Origin of the sequence: Pseudoxanthomonas sp. J35 (genome assembly GCF_000513995.1) — a bacterium.
In the GTDB taxonomy this organism is placed as follows: domain Bacteria; phylum Pseudomonadota; class Gammaproteobacteria; order Xanthomonadales; family Xanthomonadaceae; genus Pseudoxanthomonas.
In genome coordinates this window covers 55576-79449 of the sequence record NZ_AZVB01000003.1, presented here as the reverse complement: position 1 = coordinate 79449, position 23874 = coordinate 55576, and the positions used below count along the sequence as shown (strand labels likewise).

Sequence of the window (23874 nt, the reverse complement as noted above, 5' to 3'; positions counted from 1 at the left end):
GAGTCGGGCTTGCCCGACTCCACCGCCGGCCCATCCGGCGCACGTGGCAGAAGCAGCGGGGCAAGCCCCGCTCTACAGGCGAGGCGACAGCATCCGCAGGACAGGGGTCACTCCACGCTGACCCCGATCTTCGGCATCGCGTGTCATGGCGACCAGGAAGTGAACCTGACCCCCCAAGTTCGCCGCAGCGCCCGCACACGGCAGGCGCCACCAGGTCACGCCATCAGCCCCAGAAGCATCAGGAAGCCCGACAGGACGACGCTCGACGAGCCGCACGCCACGCCCAGCACCGCGAACACCTTCTTGCGGTCTTTCTGCATCAACCCGGCGATGCCGAGGCCGATGGCAAGCAGGTCCAGGAACACGAACAGCATCAGGAACAGGCCGATCATCACGGCTTCGACGGATTCCTCGTCGATCTCGCCACCATTGGCCGCGCCGATGATCCCGGCGACGAAAAAGACCAGGAACGTCAGCAGGCCGCCGCCCAGGCCCAGGATGAAGGACGCGATACCCAGGCCCGAGTGCTTCTGCTCCAGCTGCATTGCCACTGCCATCGATTTTCCCCTTTCGTGGTTCCCCGCGAGGTCCGCGCCATCGTCCGGCTGATGGAAGGGCCTCCCCAGCACCCTCTCCCGGTCCCTCCACGGGGGTTCATCGGAGTGTGCGAGGCGGGTGCGGGAGCGTCAATGCGGGGAATCCGCGGCCGATCGACGCCCTGGCGGATCGGGACACGCCGGGAGCGCACGAAGAACAGCCACTGTCCAGCCCGGCCTTCCGGCACGGCCGGCCGCCGGGCAGCGCCCCTACAATGTCCCCATGACGCCATCCCGGACGCCCGCATGCGCTTTCTCCGCTTCGCCCCGGCCCTCTCGCCGCTGCTGCTCGCCTTTGCCGTGACCCTGCCCGCCGCCCCGGGCGCCGATGCCGCCCCCCGCAAGCTCACCCTTGAGGCCATCACCGGCAGCGCGCCGCTGTCCGGCCCCACCCTGATGAAGCCGAAAGTTTCGCCCGACGGTACGCGGGTGAGCTTCCTGCGCGGCAAGGACAGCGACCGCAACCGCCTGGACCTGTGGGAATACGACGTCGCCAGCGGCCAGACCCGGCTGCTGGTGGATTCGTCGGTGGTCCTGCCGGGCACCGAGACGCTCAGCGACGAGGAGAAGGCGCGCCGCGAGCGCCAGCGCATTGCCGCGCTTTCCGGCATCGTCGACTACCAGTGGGCGCCGGACGGCAAGGCGCTGCTGTTCCCGCTGGGCGGCGAGCTGTACCTGTACGACCTGGGCAAGTCCGGCAGCGAGGCGGTGCGCAAGCTCACCTCCGGCGGCGGCTTCGCCACCGATCCGAAGGTGTCGCCGCGCGGCGGCTACGTCAGCTTCGTGCGCGGCCGCGACCTGTGGGTGATCGAGCTGGCCAGCGGCAAGGAGATCCGCCTCACCGCCGACGGCAGCGACACCATCGGCAACGGCGTGGCCGAGTTCGTCGCCGACGAGGAGATGGACCGCCACACTGGCTACTGGTGGGCGCCGGACGACAGCGCGATCGCCTTCACCCGCATCGACGAGTCGCAGGTGCCGGTGCAGAAGCGCTACGAGGTCTACGCCGACCGCACCGAGGTGGTCGAGCAACGCTACCCGGCCGCCGGGCAGCCGAACGTGCGCATCCAGCTGGGCGTGATCGCGCCGAAGGCCGGGGCGAAGCCACGCTGGATCGACCTGGGCAAGGACGAGGACATCTACCTGGCGCGCGTGGACTGGCGCGATCCGCAGCGGCTGGCCTTCCAGCGGCAGTCGCGCGACCAGCAGACGCTCGAGCTGATCGAGGCCCGCCTCGACAACGGCGCGCAGCGCGTGCTGGCCACCGAGACCTCGAAGACCTGGGTGCCGCTGCACAACAACCTGCGCTTCCTGCCCGACGGCCGCTTCCTGTGGTCGTCCGAGCGCAGCGGCTTCGAACACCTGTACCTGGCGTCGGAGGATGGAAGCACGCTCACCCCGCTGACCTCGGGCGAGTGGATCGTCGACGAGGTCGTCGCGATCGACCCCAAGGCCGGATACGTGTGGTTCACCGGCACGCGCGACTCGGCGCTGGAGAGGCATCTGTACCGCGTGCCGCTGGCCGGCGGCGGCATCGAGAAGCTGTCGCGGGCGCCGGGCATGCACGCGCCGGCCTTCGCCCGCAACGCCAGCATCTACGTCGACAACTGGTCCAGCACCACTACGCCGCCGCAACTGGAGCTGTTCGCCAACGACGGCACGCACCTGGCCACCCTGCTGCGCAACGACCTGTCCGATCCGGACCATCCCTACGCACCGTACCGCGACGCGCAGCGGCCGGTGGAGTTCGGCAGCCTCACCGCTGCCGACGGCAGGACGGAACTGCACTACAGCCTGATCAGGCCGGCCGGCTTCGACCCGGAGAAGCAGTACCCGGTGGTGGTGTACGTCTACGGCGGCCCGGCCGCGCAGCGCGCGACCAACAGCTGGGCCGGCGGCGGCGACCTGCTGTTCAACCAGTACCTGGCGCAGCAGGGCTACGTGGTGTTCACCCTCGACAACCGCGGCACGCCGCGCCGCGGCCGCGACTTCGGCGGCGCGCTGTACGGCGTGCAGGGCACGGTGGAGGTCGACGACCAGCTGCGCGGCGTGGAATGGCTGAAGTCGCAGCCTTGGGTCGACGGCAAGCGCATCGGCGTGCATGGCTGGTCCAACGGCGGCTACATGACCCTGATGCTGCTGGCCCGCACCGATGCCTACGCCTGCGGCATCGCCGGTGCGCCGGTCAGCGACTGGGGCCTGTACGACACCCACTACACCGAGCGCTACATGGGTCTGCCGGCAGCCAATCCGGAGGGCTACCGCAATGCGCGCGTGCTGACCCACATCGACGGCCTGGTCGGCGAGGACGCGCCGAAGCTGCTGCTCATCCACGGCATGGCCGACGACAACGTGCTGTTCACCAACTCCACCGCGGTGATCTCGGCGCTGCAGCAGCGCGGCCAGCCGTTCGAGCTGATGACCTACCCGGGCGCCAAGCACGGCCTGGCCGGCAAGGACGCGCTGCACCGCTACCGCCTGGCCGCGGATTTCTTCGACCGCTGCCTGCGGCCGGGGCACTGAGGTCGCACCTTCTCTCCACCCCAACCGGGAGAGGGCTGGGTGAGAAGGTCGGTGCACGGGTGACGTAGCCCGGGTAAGGCCACAGGCCGCATCCGGGGAGGCCGGCCTGCGCACCTGCGCCCGGCGCCTGCCGCGCACAGGGTCCCGGATGCGCTTCGCTTATCCGGGCTACGCGTTCTCTACGGTGGCGGCAACGCGAACGTCGTGTCAGGGGTTCGGCGCCGGCTGGGCGGTGGACGGGTCCGGCACCCAGATCGCCACGCCGTGGGCTTTCTTCTGCGTGGTCGGGATGCCGATGCCGATGCCGCCGGCGGTATGGCGGCCGTAGCTGCCGGCGCCGACCGACATGCTGGCCGGCGAGCCGGACGAACCGACCCCGATCAGGACCACGCCGTTCGCACCCAGCGCCGCCGCTTCGCGCTTGAGCCGGGCCACGGCCGCGTCGGTCTGGCCCTGGGTGCCGAAACCCACCGCGCTGGAGGCTTCCAGCTGGGCGATTTCCTGCGAACCGGGCGGGACGGCGGAGTAGATGCGGACCTGCGAAGGGTCGATCGGCGGTCGCGCCTGGCCGACCATCACCTTGGAGGAACCGGCGCAGCCGGCCAGGACCAGGACGGCGGCGGCGAGAGCGGGGAACGGGCGCATGCAGGACCTCGGGAACGGGGGATCGATGGAGCATGGATGATCCGCCGCGGGGCGTGAACCGGCCGGCAACCGCGACCCGCGGCGGCGTTCCGCAGGAGCCGGGCGGCGGCGCATGTCCGCCACCGCCGGCAACCCCGTCCGGCCGCTGCACCGCCCGCAGGTCGGCGGCCTGGCGCAGGACCGGCCCGGCTCGGACCGGGGCGTATCATGGACGCCTGCTTCCGGTGGAGTCCACGATGAGTTACCCCCACGTCCGCATGCGCCGCATGCGCCGCGACGACTTCTCGCGCCGGCTGATGCGCGAGCACGTCCTCACCACCAACGACCTGATCTACCCGGTCTTCGTCCACGAGGAACACGGCCGCGCGCCGGTACCGTCGATGCCGGGCGTGGAGCGGCTGTCGATCGACGAGCTGCTGCGGGTGGCCGAGCAGGCGCTGGAACTCGGCGTGCCGGTGCTGGACCTGTTCGGCGTGCCGGACCCGGCGTCCAAGACCCCGGACGGGCGCGTGGCCTGGGACGAGAACGGCATCATCCCGCGCGCGATCCGCGCGCTGAAGTCGCGCTTCCCCGAGCTGGGCGTGATGACCGACCAGGCCCTGGACCCGTACACCACCCACGGCCAGGACGGGCTGATCGACGACACCGGCTACATCCTCAACGACGAGACCATCGACGCGCTCGTCAGGCAGTCGCTGGTGCACGCCGCGGCCGGCGTCGACATCCTCTCGCCGTCGGACATGATGGACGGGCGCATCGGCGCGATCCGCGAGGCGCTGGAGGGCGCCGGCCATATCAACACCCGGATCATGTCCTACGCGGCCAAGTACGCCAGCGCGTTCTACGGCCCGTTCCGCAGCGCGGTCGGCAGCGCCGGCAACCTCGGCAAGGGCAACAAGTACACCTACCAGATGGACCCGGCCAATTCGGACGAGGCCCTGCGCGAGGTGGAACTGGACATCGCCGAGGGCGCGGACATGGTTATGGTCAAGCCGGGCCTGCCGTACCTGGACGTGATCCGCCGGGTGAAGGATGCCTTCGGCGTACCGACCTTCGCCTACCAGGTCAGCGGCGAGTACGCGATGCTCAAGGCGGCGTCGGCCAACGGCTGGCTGGACGAGAAGGCCTGCGCGCTGGAAGCGCTGCTGGCGTTCAAGCGCGCCGGCGCCGACGGCGTGCTGACCTACTACGCCATGGACGTGGCGCGCTGGCTGCGGCAGGGGTAAGACGCCTTGCGTCGGGGCAAAGCTCCCGGGTGCGCTTCGCTTACCCGGGCTACGCATCGATAGCCCCCGCTCCCGCAAGGAAGGGGAGAACGTAGAGTCGGGCTTGCCCGACTCCCACGCCCGGCGGGGCGACGCACCGCCGGAGGCAGCGGGGCAAGCCCCGCTCTACGAAGCGCCCGGGCTGCGCTGGCAGCCCTCTCCGGAGGGAGAGGGAAAGATCATTGCGGCAGGCAGCCGTCCTGCCCGCGCACGGTGGGCAGGACGATGCGGTAGATGTCGCTTCTGCCCGCCTTCGGCGAGGGCGCAGAGCCGGTCACCGTGCCTTCCTTCGGCCGCGACGGATCGACCACCGGCGCGCGGGTGTGCCCGGTCTCCGTGTTGAACGACAGCGTCCACGGATTCGCATCGGCGAAGCGGCTGCCGTCGCAGGTGGCCACGTAGACGCGCATGGCCCCGCCATCCTCGCCGCGCGAGAACATCGCCGCGCGGCCGCCGTCGAGCAGGGCGATGTCCACCTCGTCGGCGCGCGTGTTCACCCCCGGCACCGGCACGACGGCGGCATCGCCCTGCAGCGAAGCGTGGTACAGGTCGAAACCGCCCACGCCGCCGCGGCGGTCGCTGGAGAACAGCAGCGACCCGCCCGCCACCGGCGCCGGTGAGCGCTCGTCGGCGCGGCCGTTGATGCCGTCGCGCAGCCGCTCCGGCTCGCCGAACCCGTCGCTGCGCACTTCAACCCGGTACAGGTCGTGACCGCCGGCGCCACCCGGACGGTCCGAGGCGAAGTACAGCCAGCGCCCGTCGGCACTGAACATCGGCTCGATCTCCGCCGCGGCAGTGTTGAACGGCAGCGGCTGCGGATCGACCCAGCGCTTGCCGTCAAGCCGCGCCTGCCACAGGTCGCCGCCGCCAGGGCCGCCGGCGCGGTCGCTGCCCCAGACGATGCGCTGGCCGTCCGGCGCGACCGTGCCACGCAATTCGGCATCGCGGGTGGACACGGTCCAGATGCCTTCCAGGCCGTACTCGGCCAGCTGCGCCATGGCCGGACCGCAGAGTAGACTGCAGGCGAAGGCGACGCCCAGTCTGCGCTTCATGGTGATCGCTCCCGGCCAGGTTTCCCAATTACGCGGATATATACCAAAGCCATGTCCACCGCCCGCTTCGCTGTCTTCGGCCACCCGATCGCGCAATCGCTCTCGCCCCGCATCCATGCCGCCTTCGGCCGGCAGTGCGGGATCCCGCTGGAATACACCGCCATCGACGCGCCGCCGGACGGCTTCGCCGCCGCGCTGGAGAGCTTCGCCGCCGACGGCGGGCGCGGCTGCAACGTGACCCTGCCGCTGAAGGAGATCGCCTTCTCGCTGTGCGCGCAGACCAGTTCGCGCGCGCTGCGCGCCGGCGCCTGCAACACGCTCACCCGCCGCGACGGCCAGTGGCACGGCGACAACACCGACGGCGCCGGCCTGGTCCGCGACCTCACCGGCCGCCAGGGCCTGGACCTGCGCGCGCGCCGCGTGCTGCTGCTGGGCGCCGGCGGCGCGGCGCGCGGCGTGGCCCCGGCGCTGCTGGATGCCGGCGTCGGCGAGATGGTGGTGGTGAACCGCACGCCGGAACGTGCCGATGCCCTGGTCGATGCGCTCGGCGAACCCGGCCGCGCGCATTCGCGCTACTGGGAAGACCTGCGCGAGCTGGGCGACTTCGAACTGATCGTCAACGCCACCTCCGCGGGCCGCGACCAGTCCTCGGGCTTCGTCGCGCCGCTGTCGCTGGTCAACAGCCGCAGCGTGGCGGTGGACCTCAACTACGGCGAAGCGGCGATCCCGTTCCTGGCCTGGGCACGCTCGGCCGGCTGCCTCGAAGCGATCGATGGCCTGGGCATGCTGGTCGAACAGGCCGCCGAGGCCTTCGAGCTCTGGCACGGCGTGCGCCCGCTCACCGACGCGATCTACGCCGAGCTGCGCGAACGCGACAAGACGCTGGCTACCGCCGACTGAGGCCGCATCGGCCCGTAGCCGGCATGTCCCCGGGGTGCAGCGGCGCCACGCGGAGCTCGGCTAGGATGGCCGGATGAAACTGACCTCCGCCCTGCTCCCGTTCGCCCTGCTGCTGTGCGCCGCCGGCGCCTCCGCGGCCACTTCCCACGACCACCAGGAACGTCCGCGCGCCCGCGACGTCGGCATCGTCATCGGCACGCTGCCGACCGGTCCGAACAACGCCATCACCGACGTCGAAGGCGTCGGCGTGGGCCACGCCACGCTGGTCCGCGGACGCGAGCTCAACACCGGCGTCACCGCCATCGTGCCCCACCGCGGCAACCTTTACCGCGAGCGCGTGCCGGCGGCGATCGTGGTCGGCAACGGCTTCGGCAAGCTGCTGGGCGTGACCCAGGTGCAGGAGCTGGGCGAACTGGAAACGCCCATCCTGCTGACCGGCACGCTGAGCGTGTGGAACGCCGCCGACGCACTGGCCGGCTGGCTGCTGGCGCAGCCGGGCATGGAACAGGTGCGCTCGATCAACCCGGTGGTCGGCGAGACCAACGACGGCTACCTCAGTGACATCCGCGCCCGCCCGATCGGCAAGGCGCAGGTGGAACAGGCCCTGGCGACGCTCTCCTACGGCGCGGTCGAGGAAGGCGCGGTCGGCGCCGGTACGGGCACCGTGGCGTTCGGCTGGAAAGGCGGCATCGGCACCAGCTCGCGCAGGCTTCCGGAAGCGGATGGCGGCTGGACCGTGGGCGTGCTGGTACAGAGCAATTACGGCGGCCATCTGACCGTGGCCGGCGTGCCGGTGTGGAAGTCGCTGCCGAGCCCGGAGGCGCTGGCGCTGCACTCGCGCCAGGAACCGCCGCCCTGGCGCGGTGACGGCAGCATCATGATCGTGGTCGCCACCGATGCGCCGCTGGATGCTTCGGCGCTGCGCCGGGTGGCCAACCGTGCGCTGACCGGACTGGCACGCACCGGTTCGGACATGTCCAACGGCTCGGGTGACTACGTCATCGCCTTCTCCACCGCGAAGCAGAACCGGCGCGACCCGCGCGCGGCGGTGCAGCCGGGCGCCAGCGTCGGTGGCGAGGCGCTGACCCCGCTGTTCGAGGCCACCGCCGAAGCCACCGAGGAAGCCATCCTCAACTCGCTGCTGCGCGCCCGCACCGTGCAGGGCCACCGCGGCACTGCGCCGGCGCTGCCGCTGGAACCGCTGCTGGAGGCGCTGGACGCGGCCGGCGCACGCGCGCGCTGAGCGCCCGGCGCACGCCACGCCCGGCCTCGAAGCCGGGACAGCGGTGCCCGGCAAACGCATCGAACCGGCGCTGCGCCGGCGTCGCCTAGCGCAGCGGCGGGCGGTAAAGCGCCGCGTTGATGCACGAGAACAGGCTGACCAGGAACCAGCCGAACGGGAACAACGACAGGGTCAGCACCCAGGTGATCGCGCCGGCGGCGCAGGCGGCCAGGAACCAGAGCAGCGCCGACAGCACGCGCCCCTGCACCAGCTGGCCGAGGCCGGGAACGAAGAAGCTGCAGATCGCGGCGATCACATTGCCCGTCGAACCGGGTGCACTCATCGGTATCTCCTCGGAAGTCCTGCCGTGATTGTGGCCGCGCCGGTGCGCGGCGCCAGTGAAGATTGTCACCTGCCGGCTGGCCTCGCGCGGCGCAGCGGATCCAGCCGGGGTTTCCGGTTGCCTGTGCACGCGGACCGGCAGGTTGCCGCCGCGGCGCATACACTTCCCCGATGCTGCCGCAACCCGTCCCGCCCGTGTTCGCCTGCCGCGCCGCCTGTGCGGCGTGCTGCACGGCGCCGTCGATCACCTCGCCGATCCCGGGCATGCCGCAGGGCAAGCCGGCCGGCGTGCCCTGCGTGCAGCTGGACGGACACCTGCGCTGCCGCCTGTTCGGGCGTCCAGAGCGCCCTGCGTTCTGCGCCTCGCTGCGTCCGGGCCCTTCGATGTGCGGCGCCAGCCGCGAAGAGGCGATGGCCATCCTCGCCGAGCTGGAGGCGGCGACGGCACCTGCGGGGTGACACCCCCCTCCCCACAGGCAGGGCCACCCGCGCACAGGCGGACACCGTCGTAGAGCGGGGCTTGCCCCGCTGCTCTTCGCGCGACCTGGGACATCAGGCGGGGGGAGTCGGGCAAGCCCGACTCTACGGTTGCCAGGTCTCCCGGAGAGGGGTCACCGCGCACGGGCCGAAGTGTGTAGAGCGGGGCTTGCCCCGCTGCCTTCTGCGCGGCCTGGAGCATCAGGCGGGGGAGTCGGGCAAGCCCGACTCTACGGGGCGGCGCCCGGTTAACCGCCGATGCCGAGGTAGCGGTCCTTCAGGCGCACGTAGTGGCCCGCCGAGTAGTGCAGGCTCTCGATTTCCCTGTCGCTGAGCTTGCGCGCGAAGCGCGCCGGGTTGCCCAGCCACAGCTCCGCCTCGCCCACCACCTTGCCCGGGCCGACCACCGCGCCGGCGCCGACGAAGCCGTACTTCTTCACCGTGGCGCCGTCGAGGATGCACGCGCCCATGCCGATCAGGCACAGGTCCTCGATGGTGCAGGCATGGATGATCGTGCCGTGGCCGACAGTCACGTCCGCGCCGATCAGGGTCGGGTAGCCGGCCTTGTTGAACGGGCTGTGGTGGCTGACGTGGACGATGGTGCCGTCCTGGATGTTGCTGCGCGCGCCAACGCGGATGAAGTTCACGTCGCCGCGCAGCACGCACCCGGGCCACACCGAGACATCCTCGGCCAGTTCAACGTCGCCGACGATCGTGGCGGCCGGGTCGACGTACACGCGCTCGCCCAGCACGGGGCGCTTGTCCAGGTAGGGACGCAGGGAAGGCTCGTTCATCCGGGCATTGTAGGCCGCCGGACTGGCACTACACTGCGCCCATGTCGACCAACGCCAACCCCGCCGTCATCGCCGCGACCATCGCCAACACCGCCGCGGTCTCCGCAGCGCTCGCGGCCAGCCGTGCGCGCAAGGAAGGCAATGCGCCCGCCCCGCAAGCGCCCGCCGGTCCGCTGGACCTGGCCGCGCAGCTCGACGCGCTGCGCCATGCCTGGCAGACGTCGATCCCCGGCTACGCGCAGCGGCGCGACGACCTGCTGCGCCTGCGCGCCACGCTCAGGCGGCGCCTGCCGGAGATGGCCGACGCCATCGCCGCCGACTTCGGCCACCGCTCACGCCACGAGTCGCTGCTGGCCGACGGCATGACCGTGCTGGCCGCGATCGACCACCTGCTGCGCCACCTGCGCCGCTGGATGAAACCGCAGCGCGTGGCGGTGGGCTGGCGGCTGTGGCCGGCACGCGCGCAGCTGCGCCACCAGCCGCTGGGCGTGGTCGGGGTGATCTCGCCGTGGAACTACCCGGTCAACCTGGCGCTGGTGCCGCTGGCCACCGCGATCGCCGCCGGCAACCACGTGTTCCTCAAGCCTTCGGAACTCACGCCGCGCACCTCGCATTTCCTGCGCGAGCTGCTGGGCGAAGTATTCCCGTCCGACCGCGTGGCGGTGGCCGAAGGCGACGCCAGCGTGGGCGCGGCCTTCGCCGCGCTGCCGTTCGACCACCTGGTGTTCACCGGGTCCACCGCGGTCGGGCGCAAGGTGATGGCCGCCGCCGCGCCCAACCTGACCCCGCTGACCCTGGAGCTGGGCGGCAAGTCGCCGGCCATCGTCTGCGCGGACTATCCGGTCGAGCGCGCCGCCGCGCGCCTGGCCAGCGGCAAGTGGTTCAACGGCGGGCAGACCTGCATCGCCCCGGACTACGTGCTGCTGGTCGGCCGCCAGCGCCGCGATGCCTTCGTCCAGGCGATGCGCGAACAGGTGGCCGCGCGTTACGGCGACATGCGCGATGGCGCGCAGGACTACACCCGGATCATCGACGAACGCCACTTCGCCCGCCTGCAAGGCTATGTCGACGAGGCGCGCGAGCGCGGCTGCGAAGTGATCGTGCTGGCCGAAGGCCACGACCCGGCCACGCGCCTGTTCGCCCCGACCCTGGTCATCGAACCGGGCGACGACCTCGCCGTGATGCAGGACGAGATCTTCGGCCCGGTGCTGCCGCTGCGCTGCGTGGACACGCTGGACCAGGCGATCGCCGTGGTGCAGTCGCGGCCACGACCGCTAGCGCTGTATCCGTTCAGCCATGACCGCGGCGAGGTCGAGCGCATCCTGCACGCCACCCGCGCCGGCGGCGTCACCGTCAACGACGCCCTGCTGCATTTCGCCGCCGAGGGCCTGCCGTTCGGCGGCGTCGGCGCCAGCGGCATGGGCGCCTACCACGGCCGCGCCGGGTTCGACGCGATGGGCAAGTGGCTGCCGGTGCTGTGGCAGCCGCGGCGCAGCGCCAGCGACCTGCTGCGGCCGCCCTACCGGCGCATCCAGCGCTTCCTCGACCTGCTGGTGCGCTGACGAGGGCGTCACCGCAGTGTTCCGGTGGCTGCGACGGCATCACCTGCCCTTGGCCTGGCGTTAACCGCCACGCCGCACCCGCTTTACATGCGCGCACCTAGGGTGGGCTACCCAGCCGTGGAGCGCGCCATGAAGCACCAACCCCTCGACCAGCAGGTTATCGTCATCACCGGCGCCAGCAGCGGCATCGGCCTGGCCACGGCACTCAAGGCCGCCGAGCGCGGGGCCAGCCTCGTCCTGGTGGCACGCAGCAGCGGGACGCTGCAGGACACGGTGGACGAGATCACCAGCGCAGGCGGCCGGGCCACGATGGTGGTGGCCGACGTGGCGGACCGCAACGCGGTGGAAGCCGCCGCGACGGTGGCGATCGAGCGCTTCGGCCGCATCGACACCTGGATCAACAACGCGGGCGTGGCCATCTACGGCAGGCTCGAGGAAGTCAGCGAGGAAGACAGCCGCCGCCTGTTCGACACGAACTTCTGGGGCGTGGTCAACGGCAGTCTCGCCGCGTTGCCGCACCTGCGCCGCAGCCGGGGCGCACCGGTCAACGTCGGCAGCGAGGTCTCCGACGCGGTCGTGCCCCTGCAGGGCATGTATTCGGCGAGCAAGCACGCGGTCAAGGGTTTCACCGACGCGCTGCGCGTGGAGGTGGAGGAAGTCGAGGACAGCCCGGTCAGCGTGACCCTGATCCAGCCGACCGCGGTGAACACGCCGTATCCGCACCGCGCGCGCAACTACCTGCCGCAGGAACCGAAGCTGCCGGATCCGCAGATCGACCCCTTCCAGGTCGCCGAGGCCATCCTCACAGCCGCCGAGCGCGGTGGACGCGACTACAAGGTCGGGGCCATGTCGAAGATGAACTCCTTCATGGCCCGGATGCTGCCGAAGCTGGCCGACCGGATGGCGGCCAAGTACGCGGACCGGCAGCAGGAAGACCGCCCGCCGCAGGTGCCCGAGGGCACGCTCTACCACCCGGGTGAAGCCGGGCACGTGTACGGCGACGGACGGCGCCTCTCCGCGCAGTATGGCCGGCCTTCCACCCCGTTCCGACGGTGCGCCCTGCGGACGTGCCGACCCGGTCCCGCCGGGCCCGGTGCGCAGCCGATGCGCCTGTGCCCGGCGGAATGTCACGCAAAAGGCATGTCAATCGGAGTCCGGACCGGTCGAGAATCACGCTTCCCATCCGTCTGACTGGATGACGCGTGCATTCCGGCTGCCCCATGACCGACGCTCCCACACCTGCCAAGGCCACCCGCCGCGAATGGATCGGGCTGGCGATCATCGCCCTGCCCTGCCTGGTCTATGCGATGGACCTGACCGTGCTGAACCTCGCCCTGCCGGCGATCAGCGCCGAACTCCAGCCCACCGCCAGCCAGCTGCTGTGGATCGTCGACGTGTACGGCTTCCTCGTCGCCGGCTTCCTGATCACCATGGGTACGCTGGGCGACCGCATCGGCCGCCGCAAACTGCTGCTGGTCGGGGCGGCCGCGTTCGCGATCGCCTCGCTGGTGGCGGCGTTCTCGTGTACGGCCGAAACCCTGATCGCCATGCGCGCCCTGCTCGGCGTGGCCGGCGCGACCCTGGCGCCGTCGACCCTGTCGCTGATCCGCAACATGTTCCATGACGAGCACGAGCGGCAGTTCGCCATCGGCGTGTGGATCGCCGCGTTCTCGGTGGGCGGCGCGATCGGGCCGCTGGTCGGCGGCGTATTGCTGCAGTGGTTCTGGTGGGGCGCGGTGTTCCTGGCGGCGGTGCCGGTGATGGTGCTGTTGCTGGTGCTGGGGCCGAAGCTGCTGCCCGAGTACCGCGATCCCGACGCCGGCAAGCTCGATCCGGCGAGCATGGTGCAGTCGCTGCTGGCCGTGCTGGCCGTGGTCTACGGACTCAAGCGCATCGCCGAGTACGGCGCGGACGGGCGCGGGATCGCGGCGCTGCTGGCCGGCACCGTGCTGGGCGTGCTGTTCGTGCGCCGGCAGCGGCACCTGCCGTATCCGTTCCTCGACGTGGCCCTGTTCCGCCGCCGCGCGTTCACCGCCTCGATCGTCGCCTACTCGCTGACCGGCCTGTCGATGATGGGCGTATACATCTTCATGACCCAGTACCTGCAACTGGTGCTGGGGTTGACCCCGCTGCAGGCGGGCGTGGCGACGATCCCGTGGTCGGTGTGCTTCACTGTCGGGTCGCTGCTGGCGCCACGCCTGGCCCGCTACTGGGGCGCGCGGCAGGTGATGGTGCGTGGCCTGCTGCTGGCGGCGGTGGGGTTCGGCATCACCGCGATGGTGGTGCCGCCCTACGGGCTGTGGATCCTGATCGGCGGCATGCTGGCGATGAGCATCGGCCTGGCCCCGGTGATGACCGTCGGCAACGAACTGATCATCACCACTGCGCCACCCGAACGCGCCGGTGCCGCCTCGGCGCTGTCGGAAACCAGCGCGGAGCTGAGCGGCGCCCTCGGCATCGCCGTCCTCGGCAGCGCCGGCATGGTGCTGTTCCGGCTGTGGCTGGGCCCGGCGATGCCGGCGGAGCTGGACGCGGCGGCCACCGCGCGCAGCCTGGCCACCCTGGGCGGCGCGATCGGCGTGGCCGGCGAACTTGGCGGCGCCGCGGGCGCGGCGCTCGGCGACAGCGCGCGCACCGCCTTCACCGACGCCATGCGTGCGGTGGCCGTGTTCGGGGCCGCGGCGATGCTGCTGGCCGCGTGGATGGCGGCGAAGCTGATGCGCGAGGGCGAGGATGCAACGGAAGCCGCGCCGGATGCGGCGCTGGACGAGGCGTCCGACGCCTGAGGGCGCCCCGCGCCAGCGTGTGCTGAAATAGACCGCCCATGCGCCGCAGCTTGCCGCGGCGCCACCGTACATCCGCACAGGTCGCCGTCCCCCGTGAAGATCGCCAGCTGGAACGTCAATTCCCTCAACGTGCGCATGCCGCACCTGGAACAGTGGCTGCGCGCCTTCAACCCGGACGTGGTCGGCCTGCAGGAAACCAAGCTGGAGGACCACAAGTTCCCGGACACCGCGCTGGCAGCGATGGGTTACCGCAGCGTGTTCTCCGGGCAGAAGACCTACAACGGCGTGGCGATCCTCTCCCGCGAGGAGCCGCGCGACGTGGTCATCGGCGTGCCGGGCTTCGACCATGAGCAGAAGCGCGCGATCAGCGCCACCGTCGGCGACGTGCGCATCGTCAACCTGTACGTGGTCAACGGCCAGGACATCGGCACGCCCAAGTACGAGTTCAAGCTGGAATGGCTGGCCGCGGTGCGTGCCTGGCTGGAGCAGGAGATCCGCACCCATCCGAACCTGGTGGTGCTGGGCGACTTCAACATCGCCCCGGACGAACGCGACGTGCACGCCCCGGAGGTGTGGAACGACAACCACATCCTCACCTCGGCGCCCGAGCGGGCCGCACTGCAGGACATCCTGCGCGTCGGCCTGCACGACGGCTTCCGCGTCCTGCACGGCGACGGCGGGATCTTCAGCTGGTGGGACTACCGCCAGGCCGCGTTCCGCCGCAACCTCGGCCTGCGCATCGACCTGACCCTGGTCTCGGAAGCGCTGCGCCCGCGGGTCGGCGCCGCCGGCATCGACCGCGAGCCACGCACCTGGGAGCGCCCCAGCGACCATGCCCCGGCCTGGATCGAGCTGGCCGGCTGAGCTTGCAATCGGCCTGGCCGGCCCCACAACGACGAAGGCCCGGCCAGGGCCGGGCCTCCGTCGCCTCGTCGCAGGCGTCGCGCCGGGTCAGCGCACCCGGCCGCGGGTGAACAGGTTGACGATGGCCAGCAGGATGACCGCGCCGACAATCGAGAACAGGAAGGTGCGGATGGTGATGGCCTCGTTGATGCCGCCACCGAAAATCCAGCCTGCCAGCACCGCGCCGACGATGCCGACGATGATGTTGAGCAGGATGCCCTGCTGCGCGTCGCGCCGCATGATGAGGCTGGCCAGCCAGCCGACGATGCCGCCCACGATCAACCAGATGATGATGCCCATGCTGTCCGTCTCCTTGGTTCCGCGAAGTTCACCCCGGCTGGCGGGGTGTGCGCGGCCATCAGACGCGCCATGGCGTGAAGCGGCCGTATATCCGGTATTCCGCAGGTGCAGCAAAAGGAACGCCGCCGCGTGAGTACGCCACTGGCGCAATGGCGGTTCGGTCCGGTGCAGGTGCACGCGCTGCCGCACGTGCAGGGCCTGCGCGGCGAGCCGCAGGTGCGCGACCTGCTCGCGCAATGGCTGGGTGCGCCCGGTGCGCCACTGCCGTTGCAGCGCGACGTGCATGGGCGCCCGCGCCTGCTCGCGCCGCATGCGCAACGCGATGCCGGCTGGAGCCACAGTGGCGAACGCCTGCTGCTGGCGGTCGGCGACGGCGTCACGTTGGGCGTGGACCTGGAGCGCCAGCGTCCGCGCCCGCGTGCGCTGGAACTGGCGCGGCGCTACTTCACCGAGCGCGAGGCGCGGCGCCTGCAGTCGTTCGACGGGCCGTGGCGCGAGCTCGCCTTCCTGCGCCTGTGGTGCGCGAAGGAAGCGGTGCTGAAAGCGCATGGCCGCGGCCTGGCCTTCGGCCTGCACCGGCTGGAGTTCGGCAGCGAGGACGACGCGCCCGACGCCCCGCTGCGCCTGCTGGCCAGCGATCCGGAGCTGGGCCACGCCTCGGAATGGCACCTGCACGAATGGAACCCCGAGCCGGGCTACCTGGCCGCCCTGGCCTGGCGCCCGCGCTGAGCCGGGCCGCGGGGTCGCCGCCCCATCGGCGATAATCCGTCCATGGAACCCCCCTTCTCCCCCGCCCTGCGCCAGCGCCTGGACGACGGCCTGGCCGCGTTGGGCCTGGACCGCGCCCTGGCCGCGCCGCTGCTGGACTACCTGGCCCTGCTGCTGCGCTGGAACCGCACCTACAACCTCACCGCGATCCGCGACCCGGACGAGATGGTGACCCGCCACCTGCTCGACTCGCTGGCCATGCACCCGTTCGTGCAGCCCGGCGCGCTGGCCGACCTGGGCACCGGCCCCGGGCTGCCCGGCATCCCGCTGGCGATCGTCCGCCCGGACCTGCAGGTCACCCTGGTGGAGAGCAACGGCAAGAAGGCGCGGTTCCTGCGCGAGGCCGTGCGCCAGCTGAAACTGGGCAATGCCCGGGTGCTGGAATCGCGCGCGGAGGCAGTGGCCGAACCGGGCGCCTACGCCCAGCTCACCGCCCGCGCCCTGGACACCCTCGCCGGCATCCTCGAGGTCGGCGGCCACCTGCTGGCCCCGCACGGCCGGCTGCTGGCGATGAAAGGCGTCTATCCGGCCGAAGAGATCGCCGCGCTGCCGGCCGGATGGGCCGCGCTGGCGGTGCATCCGCTGGTCGTCCCGGGGCTGGAGGCGGAGCGCCACCTGGTCGAGGTGGGCCGGGCGGCGTGAAATCCGCATAATGGCCCGCTCCGGACCCAGCGCGTCCGTCGTCCCCGAGGCAGAGCACCCATGGCCCGCATCATCGCCATCGCCAACCAGAAGGGCGGCGTAGGCAAGACCACCACGGCGGTCAACCTTGCCGCCGCGCTGGCGCGCGCGCCCAAGCGCGTGCTGCTGGTCGACCTCGACGCCCAGGGCAACGCCACCATGGGCAGCGGCGTGGACAAGCGCGAGGTGGAGTCCTCCACCTGCGACCTGCTGCTGGGCGAGAGCGACGCCCGCTCGATCCGGGTGGCCACGGCCGAAGGCTTCGACCTGCTGCCCGGCAACATCGACCTGACCGCGGCCGAGATCCAGCTGATGGAGCTGGACGACCGCGAGCAGAAGCTCAAGGCCGCGCTGGAACCGCTGCGCGGCGAATACGACTTCATCATCATCGACTGCCCGCCGGCGCTGTCGCTGCTGACCCTCAACGCGCTGACCGCCGCCGACTCGGTGATCGTGCCGATGCAGTGCGAGTACTACGCGCTGGAAGGCCTGAGCGCGCTGATGGAAACCATCGAGGCGCTGCGCCAGCGGCTCAACCCGGGCCTGGAAATCGAAGGGGTGCTGCGGACCATGTTCGACGTGCGCAACAACCTGGCCAATGCCGTGTCGGCCGAGCTGACCTCGCATTTCGGCGACCGCGTGTTCCGCACCATCGTGCCGCGCAACGTGCGCCTGGCCGAGGCGCCCAGCCACGGCCAGAGCATCGTCGGCTACGACGCCGCCTCGCGCGGCGGCGTGGCCTACCTGGGCCTGGCCGGCGAGGTGATCCGGCGCCAGACCGAGCGCGAACGCGCCGCCCGCGCCACCGCCACCGTCCCGGCGGAGGCACTGTGATGAGTGCGGCGAAGAAGCGCGGCCTGGGCCGCGGACTGGAAGCCCTGCTCGGCCCCAAGGGCGCCGCGGCCGCCGCCGCATCGCCGGCGGCCACGCTGCCGGAGCAGATCGAGCAGCCGCAGCCGGGCGACGTGCTGCGCACGCTGCCGGTGGGCCAGCTGCAGCCGGGCAAGTACCAGCCGCGCCGGGACATGGATCCGGAGAAGCTGGAGGAGCTGTCGGCCTCGATCAAGGCCCAGGGCGTGATCCAGCCGATCGTGGTGCGCGAGCTGGGCCCGGACCAGTACGAGATCGTCGCCGGCGAACGCCGCTGGCGCGCCTCGCAGCTGGCCGGCCTGACCGAGGTGCCGGTGGTCCTGCGCGAGCTGGACGACCGCACGGTCATCGCCATGGCGCTGATCGAGAACATCCAGCGCGAGGACCTCAACCCGCTGGAAGAGGCCCAGGCCCTGCAGCGGCTGATCGACGAGTTCTCGCTGACCCACGCCGAGGCCGCCGCCGCGGTCGGCCGTTCGCGCGCGGCGGTGTCCAACCTGCTGCGCCTGCTCGACCTGCCGCCGGCCATCCGCGCCCTGGTCGAGGCCCGCCGCCTGGAGATGGGCCACGCCCGCGCCCTGCTGACCCTGTCGCCGGAGCTGGCCAGCAAGCTGGCCCACGAGGCCGCCGAGAACGGCTGGTCGGTGCGCGAGGTCGAGCACCGCGCCCAGCAGTTCGCCGCCGGCAAGGTGCCGGTGACCGGCAAGGCCGCGCGCAAGGCCGCCGCGCGCACCCAGCAGCCGGACATCGCCGCGCTGGAGACCGAGCTGTCCGAGACCCTCGGCGCCAAGGTCGCCATCGCCCACGGCCGCGGCGGCAAGGGCAAGCTGGTGATCCACTACACCGACCTGGACACCCTGGACGGCGTGCTCGAACGCCTGCGCAACCGCCAGGCCTGACCGGCCCGCCCGGCCCCGGGCGTGCCGTATTCCACGTTCATCCGGCGACTGCGACAATGCCGCGCCGGCGCGGGACCGTCCGCGGCCGCTATCGCTGTCCGCCCCGCCATGCAGCCGCCCCCTGCCGTGCCGCGGCGGCGCTGCGGTGCAGGCAGCCGCGGCAGGCTTCCCGCCCTGCGGGATCCGGCCGCCAGCCCGGCATGCCCTCCCCTGCAAGCGACGCCATGACCCCTCCCGAGCTTTCCGTCGTCGTTCCCGTCTTCAACGAACGCGACAACATCGCGCCCCTGGTCGGCGAGATCGTCGCCGCGCTGCGCGGGCGCGTCGCCTTCGAGATCGTCTACGTGGACGACCATTCGCGCGACGATTCGCTGGCGGTGCTGCAGTCGCTCAAGCCCGCGGTGCCGGAACTGCGGGTGCTGCATCACGTGGTGCAGAGCGGACAGAGCACCGCGGTGCGCAACGGGGTCAAGGCCGCGCGCGGGGCCTGGATCGCCACCCTCGACGGCGACGGCCAGAACGACCCGGCCGACATCCCGAAGCTGCTGGCCGCGCGCGACGCGGCGCCGGCGGAGGTGAAGCTGTTCGCCGGCTGGAGGGTGGACCGCAAGGATTCCGGTTCCAAGCGCTGGGCCAGCCGCTGGGCCAACCGGATCCGCGCGCGCATGCTGCGCGACGACACGCCGGACACCGGCTGCGGGATCAAGCTGTTCGAGCGCGAGGTGTTCCTCGACCTGCCGTACTTCGACCACATGCACCGCTACCTGCCGGCGCTGGTCCAGCGCGCGGGCTGGAAGACGGTGAGCGTGCCGGTGGCGCACCGGCCGCGCACGGCGGGGGTGTCCAAGTACAACAATCTCGGCCGCGCGCTGGTGGGCATCCGCGACCTGCGCGGGGTGGCCTGGCTGATCACGCGCAGCCGCCGCACGGCGGTGGAGGAGCGTTGAGATGGTGGAACTGCCCCTGCTCGACCGGCAGCTGGAGTGGCTGGCCTGGAGCGGCCTGCACGTCACCGGCTGGAAGCTGATCGGCTACACCGGCGCGCTGATGTTCGGCGCGCGCTGGCTGGTCCAGTTCGTCGCCACCCGCCGGGCCGGGCGGCCGGTGATCCCACGGCTGTTCTGGTACATGAGCGTGGCCGGCAGCCTGATGACCCTCAGCTACTTCCTGTTCTCGGCCAAGCAGGACTCGGTGGGGGTGCTGCAGAACCTGTTCCCCTGCTTCGTGGCCCTCTACAACCTCGTCCTGGACATCCGCCTGCGGGGCTGGCGGCGGCAGCGGGAATAATCAGTCCGTTGGCGCCACTGGCCACATCCCCGGGCTCAGGCTTCGCTCACCACGGTGCTGTCTGGAAGGAGCAAAGGCCTGTCGGCTTCCAGGGGTGGCTGGCTTCGGACGGAGCCGCGGCGGCACGGGGGTATGCCGCATCGCGCGGTTCCGCGTCCTGCTCCAACGCGCGACCGCGGCACATCCATGTGCCGCTTGCGACATACCCCCGCGCCACCGCGTCTTTGGGCGCGTTCGGGTCGTGGCTTCGTTTTTTCTCCCTTCGCCCTCTGGGGTGAGGCGGCATGCGCGCCCACTGGCGCGTGCCGTCGCGCTCCCGCCCATGGACGCGGGCCGGAGCGGGGAGGGGGGGCCTGTCCGGGCTCCCGGCAAGGAACCCGGTTGCAATCAGGCACTTGGCCGTGCATAATGCGCGGCTCGCTGCGTCCGTGACCCGGACCGGCAGCCCGGGAACGCGATCCGGGGCCGCCACCGCAGTCGAACCCCTTCCCGCATCGCGTGCGCCATTCCCACGAGGGAACGGTCGCGGGGCCGCCGTCTCCCGGGCTATGGGCGACACCAGACCTTTCGAGGTGCGTATGTCCCGCGTTTGCCAAGTCACCGGCAAGAGCGTGCAGACCGGCAACAACGTCTCGCACGCAAACAACAAGACCCGCCGCCGTTTCCTCCCCAACCTGCACGAGCGCCGCTTCTGGGTGGCCTCCGAGAACCGTTGGGTGAAGCTGCGTGTTTCCACCGCTGCCCTGCGCACCATCGACAAGAACGGCATCGACTCCGTTCTGGCCGAGCTGCGCGCGCGTGGCGAGAAGATCTGAGGAGTAATCGACCATGGCATCCAAGCGCGACAAGATCCGCCTGATCTCCTCGGCCGGCACCGGCCACTTCTACACCACCGACAAGAACAAGAAGAACACGCCGAACAAGATGGAGATCAAGAAGTACGATCCCGTCGTTCGCAAGCACGTGATCTACAAGGAAGGCAAGATCAAGTAACTGGTCGCCTCCGCTGTTCTGGAAAAGCCCGCCACCGGCGGGCTTTTCTTTTGCCCGCCGCCAGGCCGAGGCGGGCTTGGCCGGCAGCGCTCCTGCCCGCAGAATCGGCCGGTCCCGGCCATGCAGGCGTCCCGATGAGCGACTGGTCCACCGGCACCCTCCTGCTGGCGCTGGACTGGCTGGTCCGCCTGGCCGCGCTGTGGTGGATCCCGACCCGTTCGACGCCGGCTGCCGCGCGCAGCTGGCTGCTGCTGGTGTTCTTCCTGCCGCTGGTCGGCCTGCCGCTGTACCTGCTGCTCGGGCAGCCGTGGCTGTCGCGGCAGCGCCGGCTGCGCCAGGGCCAGGCCTCGCAGGCGATCCGCGAGGGCCAGCGGCCGCAGCGGGCGCTGCGCTGGCAGCCGCCGCCGACCGGAGCTGCGGCCGAGACCGCGCCGCTGGTCGAGCGCCTGGGCGATTTCATGCCGGTGCGCGGCAACGGGGTGGAGCTGCTCGACGACTACGACGCCTCGATCGCCCGCTTGGTCGCCGACATCGACGCGGCGCGGGTGCGTGTGCACCTGCTGTACTACCTGATGTTCGACGACGCGGTCGGCCAGGCGGTGTCCGATGCGCTGGCGCGCGCGGCCGGACGCGGCGTGCGCTGCCGGCTGCTGCTGGACGCGATCGGGGCCAAGCGCGGCTACCGGCGCTTCGCCCGCCAGCTGCGTGCCGCCGGGGTGGACGTGGAGCGGATGATGCCCGGCGGCCTGCGCTGGCGCCGCAGCAGCCGCATGGACCTGCGCAACCACCGCAAGATCGCGGTGATCGACGACCACGTCGGCTACGTCGGTTCACAGAACCTGGCCGAGGCGGTGTTCGTCCCGGGGCATCCGAACCGCGAACTGGTCGCGCGCTGCCGCGGCCCGATCGTCTCGCACATGGAGGCGGTGTTCGCCAGCGACTGGTACCTGGAAACCGGGCAGATGCTGGAGGTCTCGCCGGCGCGACCGATCCAGGAGGAGGACGTGGCCGCGCAGCTGCTGCCCAGCGGCCCGGCCTACCCGTTCCGCAACGCCGGCGAGACGGTGACCTCGCTGATCCACCTGGCCCAGCACCGGCTGGTGCTGACCACGCCCTACTTCGTGCCCGACGACGCCACCCTCAGCGCGCTGCGCATCGCCGCGCTGTCGGGGGTGGAGGTGCAGCTGGTGCTGTCGGCGACCAACAACCAGCGCCTGCTGTTCCTCGCCCAGCAGTCCTACTACGAGGAGCTGCTCCAGGCCGGGGTGAAGATCGCCCTGTACCGGCCGCACTTCATGCACGCCAAGCACCTGAGCGTGGACGATTCGGTGGCGCTGGTCAGCTCGATCAACCTGGACATCCGCTCCTTCGCCCTGAACGCCGAGATCGGGCTGCTGTGCTACGACCGCGAGGTGGTCCGGCGGATGCACCGGATCGAGGAGGACTACCTGCGCCATTCGGAGCAGCTGTCGCTGGAACAGTGGCGGCGCCGTCCGGCCTGGAAGCGCAGCCTGGAGGGCCTGGCCCGGCTGGCCGACTCGTTCATGTAGGCGGTTCCCCGGGGCCACCCGACGGAGCCACCCGGTAGAATCGACCCATGCATCCCCGCTTCGACATCGCGATCGTCGGTGGCGCCGCCGCCGGAACGCTGGCCGCGATCCAGCACCTGCGCCAGGCCGCCACGCCCTTGCGGATCGCGGTGTTCGAGCCCGCGCCGCGCCTGGCCGAGGGCATCGCCTACTCCACCCAGCGGCCCGAGCACCTGCTCAACGTGCCGACCGGGCGGATGAGCGCGCTGCCGGACCGCCCGTCCGACTTCCTGGACTGGTTCGCCGCCCGTCCGGAGCACGCCGGCGCCTCGCGCGAAGCGCTGGCCCATGGCTACGCGCCGCGCCGCGACTACGCCCGCTACCTGGCCGACCGGCTGCACGACGCGCGCCAGGCCAGCCCGGCTTCGCTGGAAGTCCTGCCCTGGCGGATCGAGGCCCTGGCCCGCGAGGCCGATGGCTGGCGCCTGTCCTCGGCGCAGGGCACGGCCCTGGCCGAGCGCGTGGTGCTGGCCGTGGGCAATGCGCAGCGCCCGCTGCCGGTGCGCGGTTCCGGCGCGCTGGCGCGGCCGCGGCTGGTCGACGCCTGGGATTACGCCGGCGTCGCCGCGATCGACCCGGCGGCCGAGGTGTGCATCGTCGGCACCGGCCTGAGCATGGTCGACGTGCTGCTCACCCTCGATGCCAACGGCCACCGCGGCCGCATCCACCTGCTCTCGCGCCACGCGATGCTGCCGCGCGCGCACTCCACCAACCCCGCGGCGGACGAGGCCTTCGACGTCGACGCGCTGCATCCGCTGGGCGTGCGCGAACGCCTGCGCCGCCTGCGCCAGGGCATGCGCGACGCAGCCGCGCGCGGCCTGCCCTGGCAGGCGGTGATGGAACGGCTGCGCCCGCACGGCCAGGCACTGTGGCGTTCGCTCGACGCGGCCGAGCAGCGCCGCTTCCTGCGCCACGCCGTGCGCTACTGGGACATCCACCGCCACCGCATCGCCCCGGAAGTCGGCGCGATCCTCGCCGACTGGTACGCGGACGGGCGCCTGGTCCTGCACCGCGCGCGCCTGGACATGGCCGTGGCCGGCCAGCGCTGCGTGCAGCTGACCGCGCGCACCCGCGACGGACGCAGCCTGGTGCTGGACGTCGACCACGTGGTCAACGCCACCGGCCTGGAGCTGCGCGTCCAGGCCATGCGCAACCCGCTGCTGGAACAGCTGCTGGGCGAAGGCCACGCGCGCCCGGGTCCGCACGGCATCGGCCTGGACATCGATGCCGAGGGCCGGCTGCTCGACGCCGACGGCCGCCCGCACGAGGACCTGCGCGTGATCGGCAGCCTGCGCATCGGCGAGGCCTGGGAAACCATCGCCGTGCCCGAACTGCGCGTGCAGGCGCAGGCCATCGCGCGCGCGTTCACCACGGCGCAGGCCGCCGCGGCCTGAGCGCCCGCGGCGCCACGACACGCCGC

At 71.6% G+C, this 23874-nt stretch carries 25 protein-coding genes; 19 read left to right on the top strand and 6 right to left on the bottom strand.

Annotation, left to right across the window (positions count from 1 at the left end):
- Positions 1-215: 215 nt before the first annotated feature.
- Positions 216-545, bottom strand: a complete 330-nt coding sequence (locus tag PSEJ35_RS0103430; RefSeq protein WP_037082259.1) for a hypothetical protein — start codon at positions 543-545, stop codon at positions 216-218.
- Between the two features lie 297 nt (positions 546-842).
- Here PSEJ35_RS0103430 and PSEJ35_RS0103425 point away from each other — a divergent pair, with 297 nt between their 5' ends.
- The gene (locus PSEJ35_RS0103425) at positions 843-3119 is read left to right on the top strand and encodes a S9 family peptidase (RefSeq protein WP_028916574.1); all 2277 of its coding nucleotides are present in this window, start codon (positions 843-845) and stop codon (positions 3117-3119) included.
- 207 nt (positions 3120-3326) lie between these two features.
- Here the strand turns inward: PSEJ35_RS0103425 and PSEJ35_RS0103420 are convergent, their stop codons facing one another.
- On the bottom strand, positions 3327-3764 hold the full coding sequence (locus PSEJ35_RS0103420) for a hypothetical protein (RefSeq protein ID WP_028916573.1): 438 nt from the start codon (positions 3762-3764) through the stop codon (positions 3327-3329).
- A 236-nt stretch (positions 3765-4000) separates the two neighbouring features.
- Here PSEJ35_RS0103420 and hemB point away from each other — a divergent pair, with 236 nt between their 5' ends.
- The gene (hemB, locus tag PSEJ35_RS0103415; RefSeq protein ID WP_028916572.1) at positions 4001-4990 is read left to right on the top strand and encodes a porphobilinogen synthase; all 990 of its coding nucleotides are present in this window, start codon (positions 4001-4003) and stop codon (positions 4988-4990) included.
- A gap of 218 nt (positions 4991-5208) precedes the next feature.
- Here hemB and PSEJ35_RS0103410 read toward each other — a convergent pair whose 3' ends face one another.
- Positions 5209-6081, bottom strand: a complete 873-nt coding sequence (locus tag PSEJ35_RS0103410) for a PD40 domain-containing protein (RefSeq protein ID WP_028916571.1) — start codon at positions 6079-6081, stop codon at positions 5209-5211.
- A 51-nt stretch (positions 6082-6132) separates the two neighbouring features.
- Here PSEJ35_RS0103410 and aroE point away from each other — a divergent pair, with 51 nt between their 5' ends.
- Together aroE and PSEJ35_RS0103400 are read left to right on the top strand one after the other, a co-directional pair.
- On the top strand, positions 6133-6981 hold the full coding sequence (aroE, locus tag PSEJ35_RS0103405) for a shikimate dehydrogenase (protein ID WP_028916570.1): 849 nt from the start codon (positions 6133-6135) through the stop codon (positions 6979-6981).
- 73 nt (positions 6982-7054) lie between these two features.
- Complete coding sequence (locus PSEJ35_RS0103400; protein ID WP_028916569.1) at positions 7055-8224, top strand: P1 family peptidase; 1170 nt, start codon at positions 7055-7057, stop codon at positions 8222-8224.
- Between the two features lie 85 nt (positions 8225-8309).
- Here the strand turns inward: PSEJ35_RS0103400 and PSEJ35_RS0103395 are convergent, their stop codons facing one another.
- A complete protein-coding gene (locus PSEJ35_RS0103395) occupies positions 8310-8546 on the bottom strand; it encodes a hypothetical protein (RefSeq protein ID WP_028916568.1) in 237 nt (78 codons plus the stop codon).
- 170 nt (positions 8547-8716) lie between these two features.
- Here PSEJ35_RS0103395 and PSEJ35_RS0103390 point away from each other — a divergent pair, with 170 nt between their 5' ends.
- Positions 8717-9004 (top strand): YkgJ family cysteine cluster protein, encoded by a 288-nt coding sequence (locus PSEJ35_RS0103390; RefSeq protein WP_028916567.1) that lies wholly within the window; start codon positions 8717-8719, stop codon positions 9002-9004.
- 266 nt (positions 9005-9270) lie between these two features.
- Here the strand turns inward: PSEJ35_RS0103390 and PSEJ35_RS0103385 are convergent, their stop codons facing one another.
- A complete protein-coding gene (locus PSEJ35_RS0103385; protein ID WP_028916566.1) occupies positions 9271-9816 on the bottom strand; it encodes a gamma carbonic anhydrase family protein in 546 nt (181 codons plus the stop codon).
- Positions 9817-9857: 41 nt separating this feature from the next.
- On the opposite strand from PSEJ35_RS0103385, the gene PSEJ35_RS0103380 reads away from it, so the two are divergent.
- From PSEJ35_RS0103380 to xth, 4 genes are all read left to right on the top strand, one after another.
- Positions 9858-11378: a coniferyl aldehyde dehydrogenase gene (locus tag PSEJ35_RS0103380; RefSeq protein WP_084635412.1), complete on the top strand. Its 1521-nt coding sequence runs from the start codon at positions 9858-9860 to the stop codon at positions 11376-11378.
- Between the two features lie 129 nt (positions 11379-11507).
- On the top strand, positions 11508-12569 hold the full coding sequence (locus tag PSEJ35_RS15250) for an SDR family oxidoreductase (protein WP_084635422.1): 1062 nt from the start codon (positions 11508-11510) through the stop codon (positions 12567-12569).
- A gap of 29 nt (positions 12570-12598) precedes the next feature.
- On the top strand, positions 12599-14164 hold the full coding sequence (locus tag PSEJ35_RS0103370; protein WP_051412457.1) for an MFS transporter: 1566 nt from the start codon (positions 12599-12601) through the stop codon (positions 14162-14164).
- Positions 14165-14257: 93 nt separating this feature from the next.
- Positions 14258-15028 (top strand): exodeoxyribonuclease III, encoded by a 771-nt coding sequence (gene xth, locus PSEJ35_RS0103365; protein WP_028916563.1) that lies wholly within the window; start codon positions 14258-14260, stop codon positions 15026-15028.
- Positions 15029-15115: 87 nt separating this feature from the next.
- Here the strand turns inward: xth and PSEJ35_RS0103360 are convergent, their stop codons facing one another.
- The gene (locus PSEJ35_RS0103360; RefSeq protein WP_024869215.1) at positions 15116-15367 is read right to left on the bottom strand and encodes a GlsB/YeaQ/YmgE family stress response membrane protein; all 252 of its coding nucleotides are present in this window, start codon (positions 15365-15367) and stop codon (positions 15116-15118) included.
- Positions 15368-15496: 129 nt separating this feature from the next.
- Here PSEJ35_RS0103360 and PSEJ35_RS0103355 point away from each other — a divergent pair, with 129 nt between their 5' ends.
- From PSEJ35_RS0103355 to PSEJ35_RS0103310, 10 genes are all read left to right on the top strand, one after another.
- Positions 15497-16096: a 4'-phosphopantetheinyl transferase superfamily protein gene (locus tag PSEJ35_RS0103355; RefSeq protein WP_028916562.1), complete on the top strand. Its 600-nt coding sequence runs from the start codon at positions 15497-15499 to the stop codon at positions 16094-16096.
- Positions 16097-16138: 42 nt separating this feature from the next.
- Positions 16139-16777: a 16S rRNA (guanine(527)-N(7))-methyltransferase RsmG gene (gene rsmG, locus PSEJ35_RS0103350; protein WP_028916561.1), complete on the top strand. Its 639-nt coding sequence runs from the start codon at positions 16139-16141 to the stop codon at positions 16775-16777.
- 60 nt (positions 16778-16837) lie between these two features.
- Positions 16838-17650, top strand: coding sequence for an AAA family ATPase (locus PSEJ35_RS0103345; protein WP_028916560.1), 813 nt, complete (start codon positions 16838-16840; stop codon positions 17648-17650).
- Positions 17650-18585, top strand: a complete 936-nt coding sequence (locus tag PSEJ35_RS0103340; RefSeq protein WP_028916559.1) for a ParB/RepB/Spo0J family partition protein — start codon at positions 17650-17652, stop codon at positions 18583-18585. Before PSEJ35_RS0103345 ends, PSEJ35_RS0103340 begins: the two co-directional genes overlap by 1 nt.
- A 224-nt stretch (positions 18586-18809) precedes the next feature.
- A complete protein-coding gene (locus PSEJ35_RS0103335) occupies positions 18810-19532 on the top strand; it encodes a glycosyltransferase family 2 protein (protein ID WP_028916558.1) in 723 nt (240 codons plus the stop codon).
- A 4-nt stretch (positions 19533-19536) separates the two neighbouring features.
- A complete protein-coding gene (locus tag PSEJ35_RS0103330; RefSeq protein ID WP_028916557.1) occupies positions 19537-19872 on the top strand; it encodes a lipid-A-disaccharide synthase N-terminal domain-containing protein in 336 nt (111 codons plus the stop codon).
- Positions 19873-20450: 578 nt separating this feature from the next.
- The gene (gene rpmB / locus PSEJ35_RS0103325) at positions 20451-20687 is read left to right on the top strand and encodes a 50S ribosomal protein L28 (RefSeq protein WP_024869229.1); all 237 of its coding nucleotides are present in this window, start codon (positions 20451-20453) and stop codon (positions 20685-20687) included.
- A gap of 13 nt (positions 20688-20700) precedes the next feature.
- Positions 20701-20865 (top strand): 50S ribosomal protein L33, encoded by a 165-nt coding sequence (rpmG, locus tag PSEJ35_RS0103320; RefSeq protein ID WP_019398349.1) that lies wholly within the window; start codon positions 20701-20703, stop codon positions 20863-20865.
- 134 nt (positions 20866-20999) lie between these two features.
- Positions 21000-22415: a cardiolipin synthase gene (cls, locus tag PSEJ35_RS0103315; protein WP_028916556.1), complete on the top strand. Its 1416-nt coding sequence runs from the start codon at positions 21000-21002 to the stop codon at positions 22413-22415.
- 47 nt (positions 22416-22462) lie between these two features.
- Positions 22463-23848 carry an FAD/NAD(P)-binding protein gene (locus PSEJ35_RS0103310; RefSeq protein WP_028916555.1) on the top strand — a complete coding sequence of 462 codons (1386 nt, stop codon included), beginning with the start codon at positions 22463-22465 and terminating at the stop codon, positions 23846-23848.
- Positions 23849-23874 lie beyond the last annotated feature (26 nt).